This is a genomic window from Curtobacterium sp. UNCCL20, from assembly GCF_900101675.1.
In the GTDB taxonomy this organism is placed as follows: domain Bacteria; phylum Actinomycetota; class Actinomycetes; order Actinomycetales; family Microbacteriaceae; genus Curtobacterium.
In genome coordinates this window covers 230,018-247,642 of sequence record NZ_FNKG01000002.1, presented here as the reverse complement: position 1 = coordinate 247,642, position 17,625 = coordinate 230,018, and the positions used below count along the sequence as shown (strand labels likewise).

Sequence of the window (17,625 nt, the reverse complement as noted above, 5' to 3'; positions counted from 1 at the left end):
ACGCTCCGTTCAGTCCAGGTCCGACTCACCCGAGCGGGTGAGGCGGTACTGGATGATCGTGATGATGCTGAGGACGATGAGGAGCGCCACCGAGACGGCGGACGCGTAGCCGAACTGGAACCGGCCGAAGGCCAGGTTGTAGATGTAGTTCTGCACGACATTGGTGGCGTTCGCGGGGCCGCCCTGCGTGGTGACGGCGACGGTGTCGAACACCTGGAACGACCCGATGACGGTGATGATGAGCACGAGCGACAGGATCGGGCGGAGGAGCGGCACCGTGATGCGCCAGAACATCTTCCACTCGCTCGCCCCGTCGATGCGTCCGGCCTCGTAGACCGTCTCCGGCAGGGACTGCAGCCCCGCGAAGATGAGCAGCGCGGTGTAGCCGACGTGCCGCCAGACGTTGATGAGCGCGATCGAGGGGATGCCCCAGACGTCGCTCTGCAGGAACGGGATGCGGTCGAGCCCGAGTGCCGCGAGCATCTCGTTGCCGATGCCGAGCTGCGTGTCGAGGATCCACAGCCAGACGAGCGCAGCGACGACGTTCGACACGAGGTACGGCGCGAGGACGATCCCGCGCACGAAGGTCGACTTCGTCAGGCGGTGCATCATCACGGCGATGAAGAGGGCCACGACCGTCTGGATGACGATGTTGATGACGACGTACTCGACGGTGACGACCATCGAGTGCCAGAAGATCGAGTCCTGGACGAGCCGGACGTAGTTCTGCAGCCCGGTGAACTCCGGCGGCGTGAGGAGGTTGTACGAGGTGAAGCTGAGGTAGATGCCCCGGACGGTCGGCCACGCCAGGAACACCGCGAAGCCGATCGCCGCGGGGGCGATGAACACCAGCGCGAGCCAGAGGTCGTTCCTGGGTCGGCGTCTCGGGGAGGTCGTCCGTGCACCGGAGCGGGCGGCGGGCCGACTCCTGGGTGGACGGGCGGTCGTCAAGGGTGACGACACGGGGCTCTCGGTTGCCATCGCGACTCCTTCGTCTGCGGTGGACTGACGTGCGGCAGTCCGTGAGCCGGGAATCTACACGTGGGGATTGCAGTGCGCAAGAGGCGCAAATGCGGACAGCAAGAGGGGTTGTCACGAGTAGACAGGCGTGTCAGGATGGCCCTCGATCGCATCGGAGCGACCCGCTCGGCGACGCATCCCACACCCTGGAAAGGTCACTGATGATCTCTGTCGGAATGGTCGGCGCGGGCCAGTTCGCCCCCCAGTTCGCCAAGCTGTTCAAGCTCCACCCGGACGTCGACCGCGTCTTCGTCACCGACCTCGTCGACGACCGCGCGTCCGAGCTCGTCGAGTCGCAGCACCTCGACGGCACGTTCCCGGACTTCGACGCCGTCCTCGCCTCCGACGTCGACGCGGTGGCGATCTTCACGCAGCGCTGGACACACGGCCCCCTCGTGGTCAAGGCCCTGCGCGCCGGCAAGCACGTGTACTCCGCGGTGCCGATGGCGATCTCGGTCGAGGAGATCGGCGCCATCATCGAGGCCGTCCGCGAGACCGGGCTCACCTACATGATGGGCGAGACGAGCTACTACAACCCCGCGACCGTCTTCGCCCGCGGGAAGGTCGCCGAGGGCGCGTTCGGCCGGGTCTTCTACGCCGAGGGCGACTACGTCCACGACATGGACCTCGGCTTCTACGCCGCCTACCAGTACAGCGGCGGCGACCAGTGGAAGCAGACCGCCAGCTACCCGCCCATGCTCTACCCGACCCACTCCGTCGGCGGTGTCCTCGGCGCCATCCCCGGGCACGCCGTCAGCGTCAGCTGCCTCGGCGTGAAGGACGACCGCGGCGACGGTGTCTTCGACAAGGACGTCAGCCAGTTCGACAACGACTTCTCGAACGCCACCGCGCTGTTCGAGCTCGACAACGGCGGCGTGATGCGCATCAACGAGATGCGCCGCGTCGGCTACCCATCGCACATCCGCGAGTCCCGCTTCCGCTACTTCGGCACCGAGGCGAGCTTCGAGCAGCTCGCCCGGGTCAGTGTCTGGCAGGACAAGGAGGACGTGCACGACATCAGCGACACGATCAACACGCAGGCCACGATGGACCTCGACGACCCGCGCCTCGCCGACGTCGACCCCTCGCTCCGCGACGCGTTCGTGTCCGGCTACGCCGAGGTGCACGACACCGACCGGCTGCCGCAGGAGTACGCGGGCGTGCCGACCGGGCACGAGGGCAGCCACCAGTTCCTCGCCGACGACTTCGTCCGCGCCGTCGTCGACCGGACCCTGCCGCCGGTGAACGCCTGGACCGCCGCCCGCTTCACGCTGCCCGGGATCATCGCCCACCAGTCGGCCCTGCAGGGCGGCGTCCGGCTCGAGGTGCCGGACTTCGGCGACGCCCCGGAGACGGTCCCGGCGGCGTCCTCGTCTAGTATCGCCAGCGAATAGCTGGTGGTGTTCGGGTGTCGCTCCGCACGGGGCGGCACCCGAACGCGACTCCGACCCGACGAAAGTGACACCCGTGCCCGTCCCGACGACTCCGAGGGCGGTCACCCGCGCCGACGTGGCGCGCTACGCGGGCGTCAGCACCTCGGTGGTGAGCTACGTCGTGCACGACGGCCCCCGCCCGGTCGCCGCTGAGACGGCGGCGCGGGTCCGCGACGCCATCCGGGTCCTCGGGTACCGGCCGAACGCGAGTGCGCAGGCCCTCCGGACCGGGTCCTCGAAGATGCTCGGGCTCATCGTCCCCGAACTCGACAACCCGTTCTGGTCCGAGCTCGCCGTCGAGGTCACGCACGCCGCGGCAGCCCGCGGCTACGACGTCCTGCTCGCGAACAGCGACGGTGACGTCGCGCTCGAGCGGGAGCGGCTCCGGAGCCTCTCCGCCCGCCAGGTCGACGGCATCATCGTGACGAGCATCATGACCCTGCCGGACCTGTCGACCGTGACCGACCCGGGTCTGCCGATGGTCCTGCTCAACACCTTCTTCGAGGTACCCGACTACGCCAGCACCGGTGTCGACGCCCTGCGCGGTGCGTACGACGGCACGAAGCACCTGGTCGACCACGGGTACGACTCGGTCGGTCTCGTGATGGGGCAGACCGGCTCGATGGAGCTCCGCGAGCAGGGCTGGATGCGGGCCCTCCGCGACGCCGGGCTGCCGGACGGGCCGATCGTGCGCACCGACTTCAACCGCCGCGGCGGCTACGAGGCCGGACTCCGCATGTTCGGGGGGCCGAACCGCCCGCGGGCCGTGTTCGTCAGCTCCGACATGCAGGCGGTCGGGCTCCTCCGCGCACTCTACGAACTCGGGCTCTCCGCGCCGGACGACGTCGCCGTCGTCTCGTTCGACGGCACCGCCGAGGCGGACTACACGAACCCGCAGCTCACCGTCGTGCGGCAGCCGATCGAGGCGATGGCGGCCGCTGCGGTCGACCGGGTCCTCGGGCTCCACGCCGACAACCAGTGGCACCGCGACCTCGTCCCCGCCGAGTTGGTGCTCGGCGCGAGTTGCGGGTGCGACGTGCGTCGCTGACGCACCCACGAGACGGCCTGGAGGGGCGGGGCGGGCCCGCCACGGGCCTCCCGGTCCTCCGGCTGGTCACGCTGCGGACGCACGCTCCGTGACGGCGCTGAGTCGTTCGAGCGGCACGCGCTCGTGCGTCTCCTGGCCGACCGCTGCCGCCTCGACGACCTGACCGGACTCGGTGTCGACGAACCGGAGGTCCGACGCGCGTTCGGACGGCCGGTGCCGGTCCGCCCAGCCGCCGAGCGCGAGCAGCACGAGCGAGAGATCCCGCCCCGCGGCGGTCAGGACGTACTCGTCGCGGGCGCGACCGCCCTCCGGCTTGTAGGAGGTGCGTTCGAGGACGCCGCCCCCGACCAGCGTGCCGAGCCGTGCCGTGAGGACCTCGCGCGGGATGCCGAGGTTCTGCTGGAACTGGCTGAAGCGCGTCGCACCGCCGAGGGCGTCGCGGACGATCATGAGCGTCCACTTCTCGCCGAGGACGTCGAGGGACCGCGCGATGGGGCAGCGCTCGTCGCCGCCGAGGATGCCGAGCATGACTCCACCCTACCTGAGTTCGGAATCCAGACGGAAGGTGCTAGGTTCACTTTTCGTACTCAACTTTTCGACTGCACACGACCTCACACGACCGGAGCACCCCATGACCGACCTCAACAACGCGATCGTCCTCGTCACCGGAGCGAACGGTGGCCTCGGCACCGAGTTCGTCCACCAGGCCCTCGCCCGCGGCGCCGCCAAGGTCTACGCGACCGCCCGCACCCCGCGCACCTGGGACGACGAGCGCATCGTGCCGCTCGTCCTCGACGTCACGAACCAGCAGAGCGTCGACGCCGCTGCCCGCGCCGCATCCGACGTCACCATCGTCGTGAACAACGCCGGCGTCGGCGGGTCCGCGCCGCTCCTCGAGGCCTCCGTCGAAGAGGTCGAGCGTGTCTTCGCGACGAACGTCTTCGGGGCGCTGCGCGTCGCGAAGTCCTTCGCCGGGTCCCTCCGCGGCGGCGCCCTCGTCGACGTGCACTCCGTACTGAGCTGGATCGCCATCGGCGCCGGCTACTCCGCATCGAAGGCCGCGTTCTGGTCCCTCACGAACTCGCTCCGCCTCGAGCTCGCACCCCAGGGCACCCAGGTCGTCGGCGCCCACCTCGGCTACACGGACACCGGCATGACCTCCGGGCTCGACGTCGAGAAGGCCGACCCGGCCGACATCGTCGCCGCGATCTGGGACGCCGTCGAGGCCGGTGAGCACGAGGTCCTCGCCGACCAGATCAGCCGCGACGTGCGGGCCGGGCTGAGCGCCCCGCTCGAGGCGCTGTACCCGGGGCTCGCTGCGGCGGTCTGACGCCCGTCGGCGGCGCCGTCGGCGGGGCGTGCGAGGATCGGTCAGTGCAACACACTCCTCCGATCGCGGTCGTCATCGCCGCCATGAGCGAAGAGGTCTCCGCGTTCGCGGGGCTCCTCGGCGGCGTCCCGATCCTCGACGGTCCGGTCGGCGGCCACGACGAGCACCACCTGCTCGACGTCGGCGGCGCGACGGTCGCGGTCCGCCGCAGCGGCATCGGCTTCACGAACGCGACCGCCGCCGTGGCCCACGCGTTCCACGACTTCGGGTCCGGCATCCCGGTGATCAGCGTCGGCACAGCTGGTGGCCTGATGCACGGCGTGGCGATCGGCGACGTCGTCGTCGGCGATCAGTACGTGAACCTCAACGCCGACGCCACGGCGTTCGGCTACGCGCTCGGCCAGGTCCCGGGGATGCCGGCGGGCTACACGGCCGACGCGCGGCTCGCGGAACTGGCGCTCGCCTCGGACGCCGGCTACCCCATCCGGGCGGCGACGATCGGTTCGAGCGAGGTGTTCGTCACCGAGGGACGGGCGCGGACGCTCCGAGCAGCGTTCCCCTCGGTCGCGGCGGTCGACATGGAGTCGGCGGCGGTCGCGCAGTTCGCCCACGTCCACGACATGCCGTTCGTCTCGGTGCGGTGCATCAGCGATCTGTGCGCGCCCGACGGCGACGAGTTCAAGGAGCACCTCGACGATGCGGCAGCCCGTGCCGCGCGCGTGGTGCACGACATCGTCACCGGGCTGGCCGAGGGGGCCTGACCGTCGTCCTGGCGGAGGGTGTGGGATTCGAACCCACGAGACATCTCTGCCCACCTGTTTTCAAGACAGGCTCCATCGGCCGCTCGGACAACCCTCCAGTGACGCGACCACGTGGCGAGACGTGATCGCGTCCCGGGAAGTCTAACGGGCCTCCAGGCCGGCGACGGTGAGCGGGGCGATTCCGCACCGTGCGGGGTTGCCGACGTGGTGCGGCGCTACAGTCCCGCACCGCGCGATCAACCCCGCACCAAGCCGGGTACCGCGCCCGCGCGGCGCGCGTCAGCGCGGCAGCGAGTCGAGCGCCGCGGCCAACCCGTCGTCGTCGACGCCACCGGTGAGCTCGTTGCCCGCGTCGATGACGTCCTCGGGCGCCTGCCCCATCACGATGCCGCGCCCCGAGGTGGACGCCCACCGCAGCATGTCGATGTCGTTCCGCCCGTCACCCGCGGCGAAGACCCGGGAGCGCGGGATGTCGAGCCACTCGCGGACCCGTTCCATCGCGGTGGCCTTCGTCACGCCTTCGGGAGCGATGTCGAGCCACGCGGTCCAACCGACCGTGTACGAGACCTTGTGGAGGCCCATGTCCTCGACGATCTGCAGGAACTCCTCGAGTCCGTGCTCCGGCGAGATGACGACGACGCGGGTGGCCTCGACGTCGAGCAGTCGGTCGAAGGCCACGTGCTCGCCGGCGGTGGTCATGGCGTCGTCGGGGAAGTTTGCGGAGAGCAGGAAGTGTCCGGTCTCGTCCTCGACGCCGAACGCGGCCTGCGCGAGGGCGCCGTGCACGGTCTGCAGCACCTCGGACGGGTTGAACGTCTCGACGTGCACGCGCTCGTACGACCCGTCCCCGCGGCGGGCGAGGGTGAGGGCGCCGTTCGCGCAGACGAGGTACTTCGGCCGGATCCCGAGCCTGGCGAGGAGCGGGACGGTCATCCCCTCGCTCCGACCGGTGGAGAGCATGACCTCGTGCCCGGCGGCCTCGGCGTCGCGCAGGGCTGCGATCACGGTCTCGGTGACGACGCCGTCCTCGCGCATCGTGGTGCCGTCGATGTCCAGGGCCACGAGCCAGCGCTTCGTGCGGACCGGGCCGCCGGCGCCACCCGTCGGTCCGTCGACGAACCGCTCCTTGGTGCTCATCGGGGCTCGATCACCTCGACGCCGCCGAGGTACGGGCGGAGGACCTCGGGCACGACGACGGAGCCGTCGGCCTGCTGGTGGGTCTCGAGGATCGCGACGATCCAGCGGGTGGTCGCGAGCGTGCCGTTGAGCGTGGCGACCGGGGCCGTCTTGCCGCTGTCGGTGCGGTAGCGGATGTCGAGGCGACGGGCCTGGAACGTGGTGCAGTTCGACGTCGACGTGAGCTCGCGGAAGGTGCCCTGCGTGGGGACCCAGGCCTCGATGTCGTACTTCCGTGCGGCACTCGTGCCGAGGTCACCGCCGGCGACGTCGATGACCCGGTAGTGCAGCCCGAGGTCCTGCAGCATCTGCTCCTGGTAGCCGACGAGCTTGGCGTGCTCCGCTTCGGCCTGGTCCGGGTGCACGTACGCGAACATCTCGAGCTTGTTGAACTGGTGCACGCGCAGGATGCCGCGGTTGTCCTTGCCCGCCGACCCGGCCTCGCGCCGGTAGCAGGTCGACCAGCCGGCGTAGCGGAACCCGTCCGACGACTCGTCGAGGGACAGGATCTCGTCGGCGTGGAACCCGGCGAGGGCGACCTCGCTGGTGCCGGTCAGGTAGAGGTCGTCGGCCTCGAGCCGGTACACCTCGGCCGCGTGCTCGCCGAGGAAGCCGGTGCCGGCCATCGTCTCGGGGCGCACGAGCGTCGGCGTGATGAGCGGCTCGAACCCGGCGGCGATCGCACGGTCGAGACCGAGGGACATCAGCGCGATCTCGAGCCGGGCGCCGAGGCCGCGGAGGAAGTAGAACCGCGAGCCGGAGACCTTCACGCCGCGCGGGATGTCGATGATGCCGAGGTGCTCACCGAGGTCGGCGTGGTCCTTCGGTTCGAAGTCGAACTCGGGCTTGGTGCCGACGGTGCGGAGCGTGACGAAGTCGTCCTCGCCGCCCTTGGGCACGTCCGGCAGCACCACGTTCGGGATCGCGCGGACGACGGAGTTGAACGTCTCTTCGGCGGCGGTGACCTCGGCCTGGGCCTCCTTCACCTTCGCGGCGAGGGCCTGGGCCTGCTGCACGAGCGCGGCCTTCTCGTCCTTCGGCGCCTTGGCGACGGTCTTGCCGAAGGCGTTCTGCTCCGCCCGGAGGGACTCGAAGGCGGTGATCGCGCCGCGCCGTGCCGCGTCGGCGGCGACGGCCTCGTCGACGACGGCGACGGAGGCGCCGCGCGCCTCCTGCGAGGCCTTGATGACGTCCGGGTTGTCACGCAGCAGCTGGGGATCGATCACCGCATCATCCTAACCAGCGCCGGTTGCGGGCCGGGTCCGAGACGGCCTGGAGGCGCGTGGCCACGCCGACACGCGCCTCCAGGCCGATCGCTGGTCACGTCGGCCACCCTTCGCAGCGTCGGATCGGTAGCGTTGTGGGCATGTCGACCCCCTCGGAGAACGCCCCTGCGCAGCAGGACGCCCTCCAGACCGAGCAACGGACGGCCGCGGTGGTCTACAACCCGGTCAAGGTCCACCTGCCGACCCTCAAGCGCACCGTGGCCAAGCACCAGCAGGACGCCGGCTGGGCCGAGACCCTGTGGTTCGAGACGACGGAGGAGGACCCGGGCGGCGGCATGGCCCGCGCGGCACTCGAAGCCGGAGCCGACGTCGTCGCCGCAGCCGGCGGGGACGGCACCGTCCGTGCCGTCGCCGAGGTGGTGCACGGTTCCGGCGCGTCACTCGCGCTGCTGCCGAGCGGCACCGGCAACCTGCTGGCGCGCAACATCCCGGCGCCCATCGACGACCTCGGCGCGAGCGCGCACACGATCTTCCACGGCGACGACCGCCCGATCGACTTCGGCATGCTCGAGATCGAGCGTCCGGACGGCGACCGCGAACGGTTCGGGTTCCTGGTGATGGCCGGTCTCGGGTTGGACGCCCGGATGCTCGCGAACACGAAGCCCGAGTTGAAGAAGAAGGTCGGCTGGCTCGCCTACGTCGACTCGCTGTTCCGCTCGGTGCGCGACGCCGATGCGTTCGAGTTCCGGTACCGACTCGACGACGACGGCACCCACTCGTTGCGCGCGCACTCGCTGATCGTGGGCAACTGCGGGATGCTGCAGGCCGGCGCGACCCTGCTGCCCGACGCCGAGATCGACGACGGAGTGTTCGACATCGTCGTGATGCGCCCGCGCGGCTTCTTCGGGTGGATGCGCATCGGCGCGCGGGTCTTCTGGGAGAACGCCATCCTCCGCTCGTTCCGCCGCTCCGCACTCGGGCGCACGGGGGTGGGCAAGCGCATCGTCACGAAGGTCCGCGAGGAACGCCCGCTGCGGTACCTACGCGGCGAGGAGTTCGTCACGCGGCTCGAGAAGCCCGACGAGTTCGAGGTCGACGGCGACCCGGTGGGCGAGGTCGTCGCGTTCCGGGCCAAGATCGACGCGGGCGGACTCACGGTGCGCGTCGCCGGCCCCGAGGACCAGACACGGGCGGCCCGTCGGCACGGCAGGTGACGAGACGGCCCCCGGCCGAGCGCGCCGCGCCGGCGTGCGCGGTCGGCAGGGTCAGTCCGGGTCGGGTTCGCCGGACACGATCGCGCGGAGCCAGTCACGCGCCTCGACGAACGCTGCGTCCGAGTACCGTGTGGGCACCTCGGGGCGGACGCCGTCGGCCCGCGGGTACGACCCGAGGAACGTCACGCGCGGGCTGAACCGACGCAGGCCGAGCAGCGCGTCGGCCACGCGCTCGTCCCGCACGTGCCCGTCAAGGTCGATGACGAACCGGTACCGGCCGAGCTCGTCGCCGATCGGGCGCGAGGACAGCAGCCCCATGTTGATGCCCCGCGTCGCGAACTGCTCGAGCATGTCGACCAGGGCGCCGGGGTGGTCGGCGGGGAGCTCGACGATGACGCTCGTCTTGTCGGCGCCGGTCGGCTCCGGGAGCGCCAGGGTCTTCGACACCAGGACGAACCGGGTGACGGCCGAGGCGTTGTCCCCGATCGCACTGGCGAGCACGGTGAGGTCGTAGTGGTCGGTGATCCCCGGGGGTGCGACGGCGGCGTCGGCGGTGGGGTGTTCGTCGAGCAGGGCGGCCGCGGCGGCGACGTTGGAGGACGCCGGGATGTGTCCGTGCCCGCGGACGTTCGCCTCGAGCCAGTTGTGCGTCTGCGCGTACGCGACCGGGTGGGCGTTCACGGTGCGGACGTCGGCCAAGGTGGTGCCGGGCCGGGCGACGAGCACGAACTCGACGGGGACGAGGTACTCCCCCACGATCCGCACGCCCGGGATCCGGGCGAGGGCGTCCTGCGTCGCACTCACACCGCCGTCGACGCTGTTCTCGATCGCGATGACGGCGCCGACCGAGCGGCCGGTGACGACGTCGTCGAGGGCTTCACCGACGTTGTTCACGCTCCGCCAGGGCTTGCCGGCCGCGGCGTCGACCAGCTTGAGGGCCGCCTCGGTGAACGTGCCGGCGGGTCCGAGGTAGGAGTACGTGTCGGACGGCGCGGCGGGGTCGGTCATGCGGCGAGCCTATTGCAGGGACGCGGACGGCCCCGCGCGTGTGACGGGGCGCCGGGACCACGAGCCGACGGGTGCCGGCGCTGCGGGCTGACGGGCGCCGGCGCCGCGGGCTGACGGGCGCCGGCGCCGCGGGCTGACGGGCGCCGGCGCCGCGGGCTGACGGGCGCCGGCGCCGCGGGCTGACGGGCGCCGGCGCCGCGGGCCGGGTCGGCTCAGTCGGTCGCGGTGCCGGTGAGCCGGGCTTCGCAGATCGCGGTGTCGTCGTCGTCCCGCGGGTAGGTCAGCGCGGCGAACCGGCCGTCCGGGTCGAGGCGGGTGAGGAGCGCCGCGGCGATGCCGTCGAGCTGCCCCACCTGCTCGTCGCTCAGGGCGTCGATGACCACGCGGCGGGCGGTGCGGACGTGGTCGGGCGCCGCCTCGACGATGGTGGCGTACCCGGCGTCGGTCAGTCGGACGTCGGTCGCGCGGCGGTCGTCGATCGACGGGCAGCGGGAGACGAGACCGCGCTTCTCGAGCCGGGACACCACGTGCGACAGCCGGGGCAGTGACGCGTTCGTGGCCGACGCCAGCGCGGACATCCGGAGCGTGCGGGAGTCGGTCTCGGACAGCATGGCGATGACCATGTAGTCGAAGTGGGTCAGGTCGGCGTCCCGCTGGAGCTGCTGGTCGAGCGCCGCGGGCAGGAGTTCCATGACGGCGACGAGCTTCATCCAGGCACGCAGCTGCTCGCGCGTCAGCCAGGGGGTCTCGTCGGTCATGGACACATCCTACCGATTGGTTGTCGGTTCAACCAGTGTCGATCCGACCGGCATCCGGCGAGCGCAGACCGCCGCGATGGCGAGCACCGCGACGACGACGAGCAGCAGGACGCCCTCGACGACGAGCAGCCGTGCGCCGTAGTCGAACGGCAGCACGGTGGGGTTCTTCTGCCCGTGGTGCTTCGCCGCGATCTCCGGCAGGACCACCAGGGCGAGCACGCTGCCGAGCACGATCGCAGCCTGCACGACGACGAGCGCCCAGGCCCGCAGCGACCGTCCGGTCCGGCGGAGCAGCAGCCCGACCCCGACGACGAACGGCGACAGGATCGCGTCGTGCAGGATCACTGCGCCGAGGAGCCACGTCGCGAGCCCCCAGATCCGGTTCGGTCGCACCGTCGTCACGAGGACGTACGCCCCGAACGCGATGACCAGCACGCCGATCACGACGAGCACGATGCGTGCGGCCCTCATGCGATCACCTCGATCTTCTCGATCCACTTCGTCTGCAGCACCCCGGGGCGACCGGGGGCGATGATGCGCGCCGGGAACCCGTGGTCGAGGTCGAGCTTCTCGCCGTTGAGCTCGAGCGCCAGCAGGGTCGTCGGGTCCTCGGCGTACTCGGGCCCCATGTCCATGACGCGGTAGCCGCCGTGCCGCTCGAGGCTCGTCACCCGGACGTGCGAGCCCGGTACAGCGCGCACCGACCCGAGGAGGTCGCGCATCCGCACGCCCTTCCAGGTCGCCACCTGGCTCCAACCCTCGACGCACGAGATCGGCAGCTCGGCCTCGGTCGTGCCGAGCGCGACGAGTTCGGCGCGCGAGAAGGTGCGGGTCACGTCGGGGCCGACCACCGTGAGGACCCAGTCGGCTGCGGTCGCTGTCGCGAGTACGCCGGCGGCGCGGGCGGTGCGGTTCACCGGGAGGTCGTTCGGGCCGCGGTGCCGCTGCCGTGCGCCGAACACGTTGAACGGTTCGGCGAGCTTGCTGGACTGCCCGGCGGTGAGGACGACGACGCCGACGGTCGCCGCCGTGACGCCGGCGAGGAAGCCGCGTCGGGCGACCCGCTCACGTCGTCCTGCGGTCGCCTCGGGTGTCGGCCTGGAGGCGCGGCTCGGCTCCGGCGCGTCGGTGTCCGGTGCGGTGGACCGGGAGTCGGATGCGGGCGCGCCGTCGACCCAGCGGAGGACGCGGCCGGTGACGCCGCGGGGGTAGGAGGTGACCGTCTGCGCGACCGCAGCGTCCGGAGCGGAGTCACTGCCCTCGCTCGCCAGGGCCGGTGGCAGCAGCTCGCTGCCCACCGCAGCGTCCGCGATGAACCGGCCGTGCTCGTCGTAGGAGTCCCGCGCACGCCAGTAGCGGCCGATCACCCGGAGCTTCACGCCGATGTGGAGGATCAGCGACCCGATGATCACGTAGGCCAGGGCGTTGTGGACCTGCTTGAAGGGGAACGGCCACGGGTACCACTGGTACGTGTTCAGCAGCCCGGTGACCACCTGCACGATCGCCGACGCGACCAGGACCGCGATCGAGAGCCGCTCGAGCAGGTGCAGCACGCCGCGCACGGGCGGGGTCTGCACGAGTGCCGGCATGACCGCGTTGAGCTTGGCCAGGAGCAGCGGGATGATCGCGATGCCCGCGGTGATGTGCACGCCCTGCGTGAACTGGTAGAGCTGTGCCGGCTGGGTGGGGAACCGCATGCCGGGCAACGGCTGCTGCAGGAAGTAGCTGTACAGCCCGGTGCCGAAGCAGATCACGAACGCGACGCCGAGCAGCCGCCCGAAGACGACCGCCGAGCGCGCGTTCCGGTTCGGCGAGGCCATCGCGGATCGTGCATCCAGGAGCAGCGTCCGGACCGCCGGTAGCCTCAGCGGACCATGAGCGAACGACTTCGACCCGGCCGACTGCTGCCGACCGTGCTGGCCGTCGTCGGCGTACTGGCCCTGGCGGGCGTCATCGCCTTCGGCGTCACGCATCTGGGGTTCCTCCGGTCCGGTCATCGTTCCCCATTCGTTGCGTGGACCCTGATCGCTTGGACAGTGTTCGCCGCGGCCGTGCTGGCCCTGCGGTTCGTACCGGCGAAGTGGGTGACCGGGATCGTGCTCGGTGGTGCCGTGGTGGTCGGCGTCGCAGCCCTGTTCGGGCCGCCGAACACCAGCACCGACTCTGCTCGCTACGCCTGGGACGGGATCGTGCAGCGCTCCGGGGTGTCCCCGTACGCGCACACGCCGCAGTCGAACGCGCTGGCCGGTCTCCGCCCGGACTGGCTGTTCCCGGACAAGGTCGACGGGACGTGCAAGAACCTCCTGCCCCGGTACCGCGGCCTCGGGGACGGCGCCGAGGGGCACTGCACCGCGATCAACCGTCCGGACGTCGTGACGATCTACCCGCCGATGGCCCAGCTCTGGTTCGCCGGGGTACGCCTGTTCGTGCCGGCCTCGGCGCAGTACATGCCGTTCCAGGTCGCGGGGCTGCTCGTCTCGCTCGGCGTGACGATCGGGCTCGTCCTGGTGCTCCGCCGCGTCGGGCGACCGACGTGGTGGGCGGCGCTGTGGGCGTGGTCGCCGCTCGTCGCCTCCGAGGCGGTGACGAACTCGCACGTCGACGTCGTCGGGGCCGCCCTCGCCACGGCGGGTGTCGTGCTCGTCGCGTTCGGGCGGCCGATCTGGGGCGGGATCGCACTCGGCGCCGCGACCGCCACGAAGCTCATCCCCGCGATCGTGTACCCACCGCTGCTCGGACGGTGGCGGAACTGGTGGGCGATCCCGGTCGGCATCGCGGTGTTCGGGCTGCTCTACGTGCCGTACGTGCTGACCACCGGGCTCGACGTCCTCGGCTACCTGCCCGGGTACCTCTCCGAGGAGGGCTACGAGGACGGCTCCCGGTTCGCCCTGGTGTCGCTGCTCGTCAAGGGTGACGCCGGCACGATCGTCGTGGGGCTCGCGGTGCTCCTCGCCGCGTTCGTGGCCTGGCGCCTGTCCGACCCGTCCCGACCCTGGTCCGGCGAGGTCCTGGTGATCGGCGTGACCTTCCTCGCCGTGAGCCCGCGCTACCCCTGGTACGCACTGCTGCTCATCCCGTTCGTGGTGCTCTCCGGACGGTGGGAATGGCTGTCGATCGGACTCGCCATCGCGCTGCGCGGCGTGTGGCCGTCGGTCGACGCCTACCGGTGGTGGCTGGCGGCGGCGGTGCTCGTCATCGTGGTCGTCACGCTGCTGCGCACCCGCCGGTCGCAGTGGGTCCGCTGGGGGCGGCTGCTGTCATCCCGTCGGCTGGACCCCGTACGCTGACGCCCATGGCACCCGCGACCCTGCTCGGCTCGACCGGCGGCACCGGACCCGACGACGCTCGGGCGGACGGCGCCGGGCTCGTCGACCGGTTCGGGCGTCGCGCGGTCGACCTGCGGGTGTCCCTGACCGAGCGCTGCAACCTCCGCTGCACCTACTGCATGCCGGCCGCCGGGCTGCCCTTCGCCCCGGACGACGCCCTGATGACCGCGTCCGAGATCGAGCGGCTCGTCCGGATCGGGTCGGAGCGGTACGGCGTCCGCAAGGTGCGCTTCACCGGCGGCGAACCGATGCTCCGCCACGACCTCGTCGACGTGATCGCCCGCTGCGCGGCACTGCCCGACGCCCCGGAGCTCTCCCTCACCACGAACGCGATCGGCCTGGCACACCGTGCGCAGGCACTGTTCGACGCCGGACTCCGACGGGTGAACGTGTCGCTCGACACCGTCGACCCGGACGTCTTCACCACCGTCACCCGGCGGCCGTTCCTCGACAAGGTCATCGCGGGACTGCAGGCGGCCGCCGACGCCGGACTCGCGATCAAGGTGAACGCCGTGCTGCTCCGCGGGGTGAACGACACCCTCGCACCCGACCTGATGCGCTGGTGCCTCGACCGCGGCTACGAGCTCCGCTTCATCGAGCAGATGCCGCTCGACCCCGACCACGCCTGGGACCGCACCTCGATGATCACCGCCGCCGAGACGCGCGCGATGCTCTCGGAGTCCTTCGCCCTCGCGCCGGACGAGGCCCCGCGCGACGGTGCCCCCGCCGAGCGGTTCCGGGTGCTCGCACGCACGACCGACGGCGGTGTCGGCGCCGAGCTCGGCACGATCGGGATCATCGCGAGCATCACCGAGTCCTTCTGCGCCGACTGCACCCGCACCCGGCTCACCGCCGACGGCCACGTCCGGAGCTGCCTGTTCTCGGACGACGAGACGGACGTGCTCGGCCCGATGCGCGCCGGCGCCGACGACGACCAGGTCGCCGAGCTCTGGCGGCGGGCGATGTGGGCGAAGCCGCGCGACCACGGCGACGACACCGACGACCTCGTGCACCCGACGCGGGGCATGAGCGCGATCGGCGGGTGAATCGGCGGTGACGGTCCTGCGGTTCTTCGCTGCGGCGCGCGCGGCGGTCGGTGTGGACGAGGTGACGGTGGACGGCACGGACGCCCCGTCGCTCGATGCGGCGCTGCGCTCGGTCGACGCTGCCGATCCGGCACGGTGGACGGCGCTGCAGGAGCGGTGCTCGTACCTGGTCGACGGGGTGACCACCCGCGACCGCTCGACGTCGCTCGACGGGGTCGCCGTCGTCGACGTCATGCCGCCCTTCGCCGGCGGCTGAGCGGCCTCCGTCGCCCGCGCCGCCGAGGCTGGTCCTACCGGGCGTACCGTGCGGAAACGTCCGACCAGGGACGCCCGATTCGACCAGGGACGCCCGGTTCGACCGGCTCGCCCCGATGACCGGCGTGGACAGGGATGCGGGTCACCCGCCGGTCCTCGCGTCGGCGGGCTGGTAGACCGTCACCTCGGACGCGGGCACGGCGATCCGCACGGCCTCTCCGATCTCGAGGCCGAGCCCCGCCGCGACCGCGACGGTGACGTCGGCGACGAGGTCGCCGGTACGCACCCGGACGAGGCCGTCGCGCGGTTCGAGTGCGGTCACGGAGCGCTCCGGTCCGGCGCCCGCACGGGTGACGACGGCGGCCGTCGGGTGGTAGGCGGCGAGGCTCCGCCGGCCGGGAGGGACGGTGCCGGTCACGGACGCCAGCTCGCCCCCGCCGTCGAGTGCGATCCCACCCTGCACGGCGGTTCCGCGGACGAGCGTCAGTCCGGAAAAGGACGCGGCGAACGTGCTCGTCGGACGGCCGAGGACCTGGGAGGTGGTCCCCACCTCGACGACCCGGCCCGCCTCGAGGACGACGATGCGGTCGGCGAGGGAGACGGCCTCGAGCGGGTTGTGCGTGACGAGGAGGGTGGGGCGACCGGTGCGTGCGGTCGCGAGGGCCGCGCGGACCTCGGCGCGGGCGTCGACGTCGAGCGCCGAGGTGGGCTCGTCGAGGAGCAGCAGCGCGGGGTCGGTGGCGAGGGCCCGGGCGATCGCGACGCGCTGCGCCTGCCCGCCCGACAGGGTCCCCGGTGCCCGGTCGGCCAGACCGGCCACCCCGACGGCGGCGAGGGCCGCGTCGGACCGGTGTCGCGCCTCCCGGCTGCCCGATCCGGAGGCCCGCGGACCGTAGGCGACGTTGCGGGCGACCGAGAGGTGCGGGAACAGGTCGGCGCGCTGCGCGACCAGGCCGACCCCGCGGCGGTGCGCCGGGACGGACGCACCCGGTCCGTCGAGGACGCGTCCGTCGAGCACGACCTCGCCGCCGTGCACCCGGGTGAGCCCGGCGAGCGCCTCGACGACCGTGGACTTGCCGGCGCCGTTCGGCCCGACCAGCGCGACGCACTCGTCCGCCCCGATCTCGAGCAGGACGTCGACGTCCCGCGCCGGGACGACGACGTGCGCGCGGAGGCCGCCGGTCACGTGGCGACCGTCCGGGTACGGACGGCCGACGCACCGATGACCACCAGGGCGACGACCACGAGCACCAGTGCGAGCGCGACCGCGGTGTCCGGGTCGATCTCGCGCTGGAGGTAGATCTCCAGGGGCAGCGTCCGCGTGACGCCCTGCAGGCTGCCGGCGAAGGTGAGCGTGGCACCGAACTCGCCGAGTGCGCGGGCGAAGCAGAGCACCAGGCCGGACAGGATCCCGGGCAGCGCGCGCGGGGTGGTCACCGTCAGGAACGTCCGGGTCGGGCCGGCACCGAGGGTCGCCGCGACCCGCTCGAACCGGTCACCGCCCACCCGCAGGGCCCCCTCGATGGAGGACACCAGGAACGGCATCGCGACGAAGGTCTGCGCGATCACGACGGCGGTCGTGGTGAACGCGATGCGCAGGCCGTGGTCGTCGAGGAACGCTCCCACGACACCGAGCCGGCCGAACGCGGCGAGGAGGGCCAGGCCGCCGACGACGGGCGGGAGCACGAGGGGCAGCAGGACGAGGGCTCGTGCGACTCCCACCCACCGCGAGGCCGACCGCGAGAACAGGACGGCCAGCGGGTAGCCGAGGACGAACGCGACGCCGGTCGCGGCGGCCGCGGTGCCGAGGCTGAGCCCCAGGGCGCTGAGCGAGGCGGGCGAGGTGACGAGGGCGCCGAACGACGACCAGTCGACGCGGCCGACCATCGCCAGGACGGGGACCACGACGAACAGCCCACCGAGGACCGCTGGAACCGGGAGCCACCACGGCACCGGGGTGCGGGCGGCTCGGGCCGCTTGGCCCGCTCGGCCGGGTAGCGTCTCGCGGTCTCGTGGAGGCATGG

The 17,625-nt window shown here is 71.9% G+C and carries 18 protein-coding genes and 1 tRNA gene; 8 read left to right on the top strand and 11 right to left on the bottom strand.

Annotation, left to right across the window (positions count from 1 at the left end; translation table 11 throughout):
* Positions 1–9 precede the first annotated feature (9 nt).
* A complete protein-coding gene (locus tag BLT36_RS10510; RefSeq protein ID WP_254787561.1) occupies positions 10–849 on the bottom strand; it encodes a carbohydrate ABC transporter permease in 840 nt (279 codons plus the stop codon).
* Positions 850–1,178: 329 nt separating this feature from the next.
* Here BLT36_RS10510 and BLT36_RS10505 point away from each other — a divergent pair, with 329 nt between their 5' ends.
* Positions 1,179–2,414 carry a Gfo/Idh/MocA family protein gene (locus BLT36_RS10505; protein WP_092095770.1) on the top strand — a complete coding sequence of 412 codons (1,236 nt, stop codon included), beginning with the start codon at positions 1,179–1,181 and terminating at the stop codon, positions 2,412–2,414.
* 73 nt (positions 2,415–2,487) lie between these two features.
* Positions 2,488–3,501: a LacI family DNA-binding transcriptional regulator gene (locus BLT36_RS10500; protein ID WP_254787559.1), complete on the top strand. Its 1,014-nt coding sequence runs from the start codon at positions 2,488–2,490 to the stop codon at positions 3,499–3,501.
* Positions 3,502–3,567: 66 nt separating this feature from the next.
* Here the strand turns inward: BLT36_RS10500 and BLT36_RS10495 are convergent, their stop codons facing one another.
* Complete coding sequence (locus tag BLT36_RS10495; RefSeq protein ID WP_092094975.1) at positions 3,568–4,029, bottom strand: winged helix-turn-helix transcriptional regulator; 462 nt, start codon at positions 4,027–4,029, stop codon at positions 3,568–3,570.
* Between the two features lie 103 nt (positions 4,030–4,132).
* Between BLT36_RS10495 and BLT36_RS10490 the strand changes: the two genes are divergently transcribed.
* Together BLT36_RS10490 and mtnN are read left to right on the top strand one after the other, a co-directional pair.
* Entirely contained in the window at positions 4,133–4,831 is a 699-nt protein-coding gene (locus tag BLT36_RS10490; protein WP_092094973.1) for an SDR family oxidoreductase, read from the top strand.
* Between the two features lie 44 nt (positions 4,832–4,875).
* A complete protein-coding gene (gene mtnN, locus BLT36_RS10485) occupies positions 4,876–5,592 on the top strand; it encodes a 5'-methylthioadenosine/S-adenosylhomocysteine nucleosidase (RefSeq protein ID WP_092094971.1) in 717 nt (238 codons plus the stop codon).
* Positions 5,593–5,601: 9 nt separating this feature from the next.
* Here mtnN and BLT36_RS10480 read toward each other — a convergent pair.
* The 3 genes from BLT36_RS10480 to serS form a co-directional block, all read right to left on the bottom strand.
* A tRNA-Ser gene (locus BLT36_RS10480) sits at positions 5,602–5,689 on the bottom strand.
* 182 nt (positions 5,690–5,871) lie between these two features.
* The gene (locus BLT36_RS10475; RefSeq protein WP_092094969.1) at positions 5,872–6,729 is read right to left on the bottom strand and encodes an HAD family hydrolase; all 858 of its coding nucleotides are present in this window, start codon (positions 6,727–6,729) and stop codon (positions 5,872–5,874) included.
* Positions 6,726–7,994, bottom strand: a complete 1,269-nt coding sequence (serS, locus tag BLT36_RS10470) for a serine--tRNA ligase (RefSeq protein ID WP_092094967.1) — start codon at positions 7,992–7,994, stop codon at positions 6,726–6,728. Before serS ends, BLT36_RS10475 begins: the two co-directional genes overlap by 4 nt.
* A 140-nt stretch (positions 7,995–8,134) precedes the next feature.
* Here serS and BLT36_RS10465 point away from each other — a divergent pair, with 140 nt between their 5' ends.
* Positions 8,135–9,208: a diacylglycerol/lipid kinase family protein gene (locus BLT36_RS10465; protein ID WP_092095769.1), complete on the top strand. Its 1,074-nt coding sequence runs from the start codon at positions 8,135–8,137 to the stop codon at positions 9,206–9,208.
* Positions 9,209–9,259: 51 nt separating this feature from the next.
* Here the strand turns inward: BLT36_RS10465 and pheA are convergent, their stop codons facing one another.
* The 4 genes from pheA to BLT36_RS10445 form a co-directional block, all read right to left on the bottom strand.
* Positions 9,260–10,216: a prephenate dehydratase gene (pheA, locus tag BLT36_RS10460; RefSeq protein WP_092094965.1), complete on the bottom strand. Its 957-nt coding sequence runs from the start codon at positions 10,214–10,216 to the stop codon at positions 9,260–9,262.
* Positions 10,217–10,428: 212 nt separating this feature from the next.
* Positions 10,429–10,974 (bottom strand): MarR family winged helix-turn-helix transcriptional regulator, encoded by a 546-nt coding sequence (locus BLT36_RS10455; protein ID WP_092094963.1) that lies wholly within the window; start codon positions 10,972–10,974, stop codon positions 10,429–10,431.
* Between the two features lie 9 nt (positions 10,975–10,983).
* On the bottom strand, positions 10,984–11,445 hold the full coding sequence (locus BLT36_RS10450) for a hypothetical protein (RefSeq protein WP_092094961.1): 462 nt from the start codon (positions 11,443–11,445) through the stop codon (positions 10,984–10,986).
* The gene (locus tag BLT36_RS10445) at positions 11,442–12,947 is read right to left on the bottom strand and encodes a molybdopterin-dependent oxidoreductase (protein ID WP_175529601.1); all 1,506 of its coding nucleotides are present in this window, start codon (positions 12,945–12,947) and stop codon (positions 11,442–11,444) included. Before BLT36_RS10445 ends, BLT36_RS10450 begins: the two co-directional genes overlap by 4 nt.
* Before the next feature lie 63 nt (positions 12,948–13,010).
* On the opposite strand from BLT36_RS10445, the gene BLT36_RS10440 reads away from it, so the two are divergent.
* From BLT36_RS10440 to BLT36_RS10430, 3 genes are read left to right on the top strand one after another with little or no spacing between them, the layout of a single operon-like run.
* A complete protein-coding gene (locus tag BLT36_RS10440) occupies positions 13,011–14,261 on the top strand; it encodes a glycosyltransferase family 87 protein (RefSeq protein WP_175529600.1) in 1,251 nt (416 codons plus the stop codon).
* A gap of 5 nt (positions 14,262–14,266) precedes the next feature.
* Positions 14,267–15,346, top strand: a complete 1,080-nt coding sequence (gene moaA, locus BLT36_RS10435; RefSeq protein ID WP_092094957.1) for a GTP 3',8-cyclase MoaA — start codon at positions 14,267–14,269, stop codon at positions 15,344–15,346.
* 7 nt (positions 15,347–15,353) lie between these two features.
* On the top strand, positions 15,354–15,602 hold the full coding sequence (locus tag BLT36_RS10430) for a MoaD/ThiS family protein (protein WP_092094955.1): 249 nt from the start codon (positions 15,354–15,356) through the stop codon (positions 15,600–15,602).
* A gap of 141 nt (positions 15,603–15,743) precedes the next feature.
* On the opposite strand, the gene BLT36_RS10425 is transcribed toward BLT36_RS10430, so the two are convergent.
* Positions 15,744–16,787, bottom strand: a complete 1,044-nt coding sequence (locus tag BLT36_RS10425) for an ABC transporter ATP-binding protein (protein ID WP_092094953.1) — start codon at positions 16,785–16,787, stop codon at positions 15,744–15,746.
* Positions 16,784–17,623: an ABC transporter permease gene (locus BLT36_RS10420; protein WP_254787555.1), complete on the bottom strand. Its 840-nt coding sequence runs from the start codon at positions 17,621–17,623 to the stop codon at positions 16,784–16,786. Before BLT36_RS10420 ends, BLT36_RS10425 begins: the two co-directional genes overlap by 4 nt.
* Between the last annotated feature and the right edge of the window lie 2 nt (positions 17,624–17,625).

Coding starts and splice junctions, on each gene's coding strand:
- BLT36_RS10465 (WP_092095769.1), top strand. CDS start 8,135: ATGTCGACCCCCTCGGAGAACGCCCCTGCGCAGCAGGACGCCCTCCAG.
- BLT36_RS10475 (WP_092094969.1), bottom strand. CDS start 6,729: ATGAGCACCAAGGAGCGGTTCGTCGACGGACCGACGGGTGGCGCCGGC.
- BLT36_RS10420 (WP_254787555.1), bottom strand. CDS start 17,623: ATGCCTCCACGAGACCGCGAGACGCTACCCGGCCGAGCGGGCCAAGCG.
- moaA (WP_092094957.1), top strand. CDS start 14,267: ATGGCACCCGCGACCCTGCTCGGCTCGACCGGCGGCACCGGACCCGAC.
- pheA (WP_092094965.1), bottom strand. CDS start 10,216: ATGACCGACCCCGCCGCGCCGTCCGACACGTACTCCTACCTCGGACCC.
- BLT36_RS10495 (WP_092094975.1), bottom strand. CDS start 4,029: ATGCTCGGCATCCTCGGCGGCGACGAGCGCTGCCCCATCGCGCGGTCC.
- BLT36_RS10490 (WP_092094973.1), top strand. CDS start 4,133: ATGACCGACCTCAACAACGCGATCGTCCTCGTCACCGGAGCGAACGGT.
- BLT36_RS10455 (WP_092094963.1), bottom strand. CDS start 10,974: ATGACCGACGAGACCCCCTGGCTGACGCGCGAGCAGCTGCGTGCCTGG.
- BLT36_RS10445 (WP_175529601.1), bottom strand. CDS start 12,947: ATGCGTGACGCCGAAGGCGATGACGCCCGCCAGGGCCAGTACGCCGAC.
- BLT36_RS10450 (WP_092094961.1), bottom strand. CDS start 11,445: ATGAGGGCCGCACGCATCGTGCTCGTCGTGATCGGCGTGCTGGTCATC.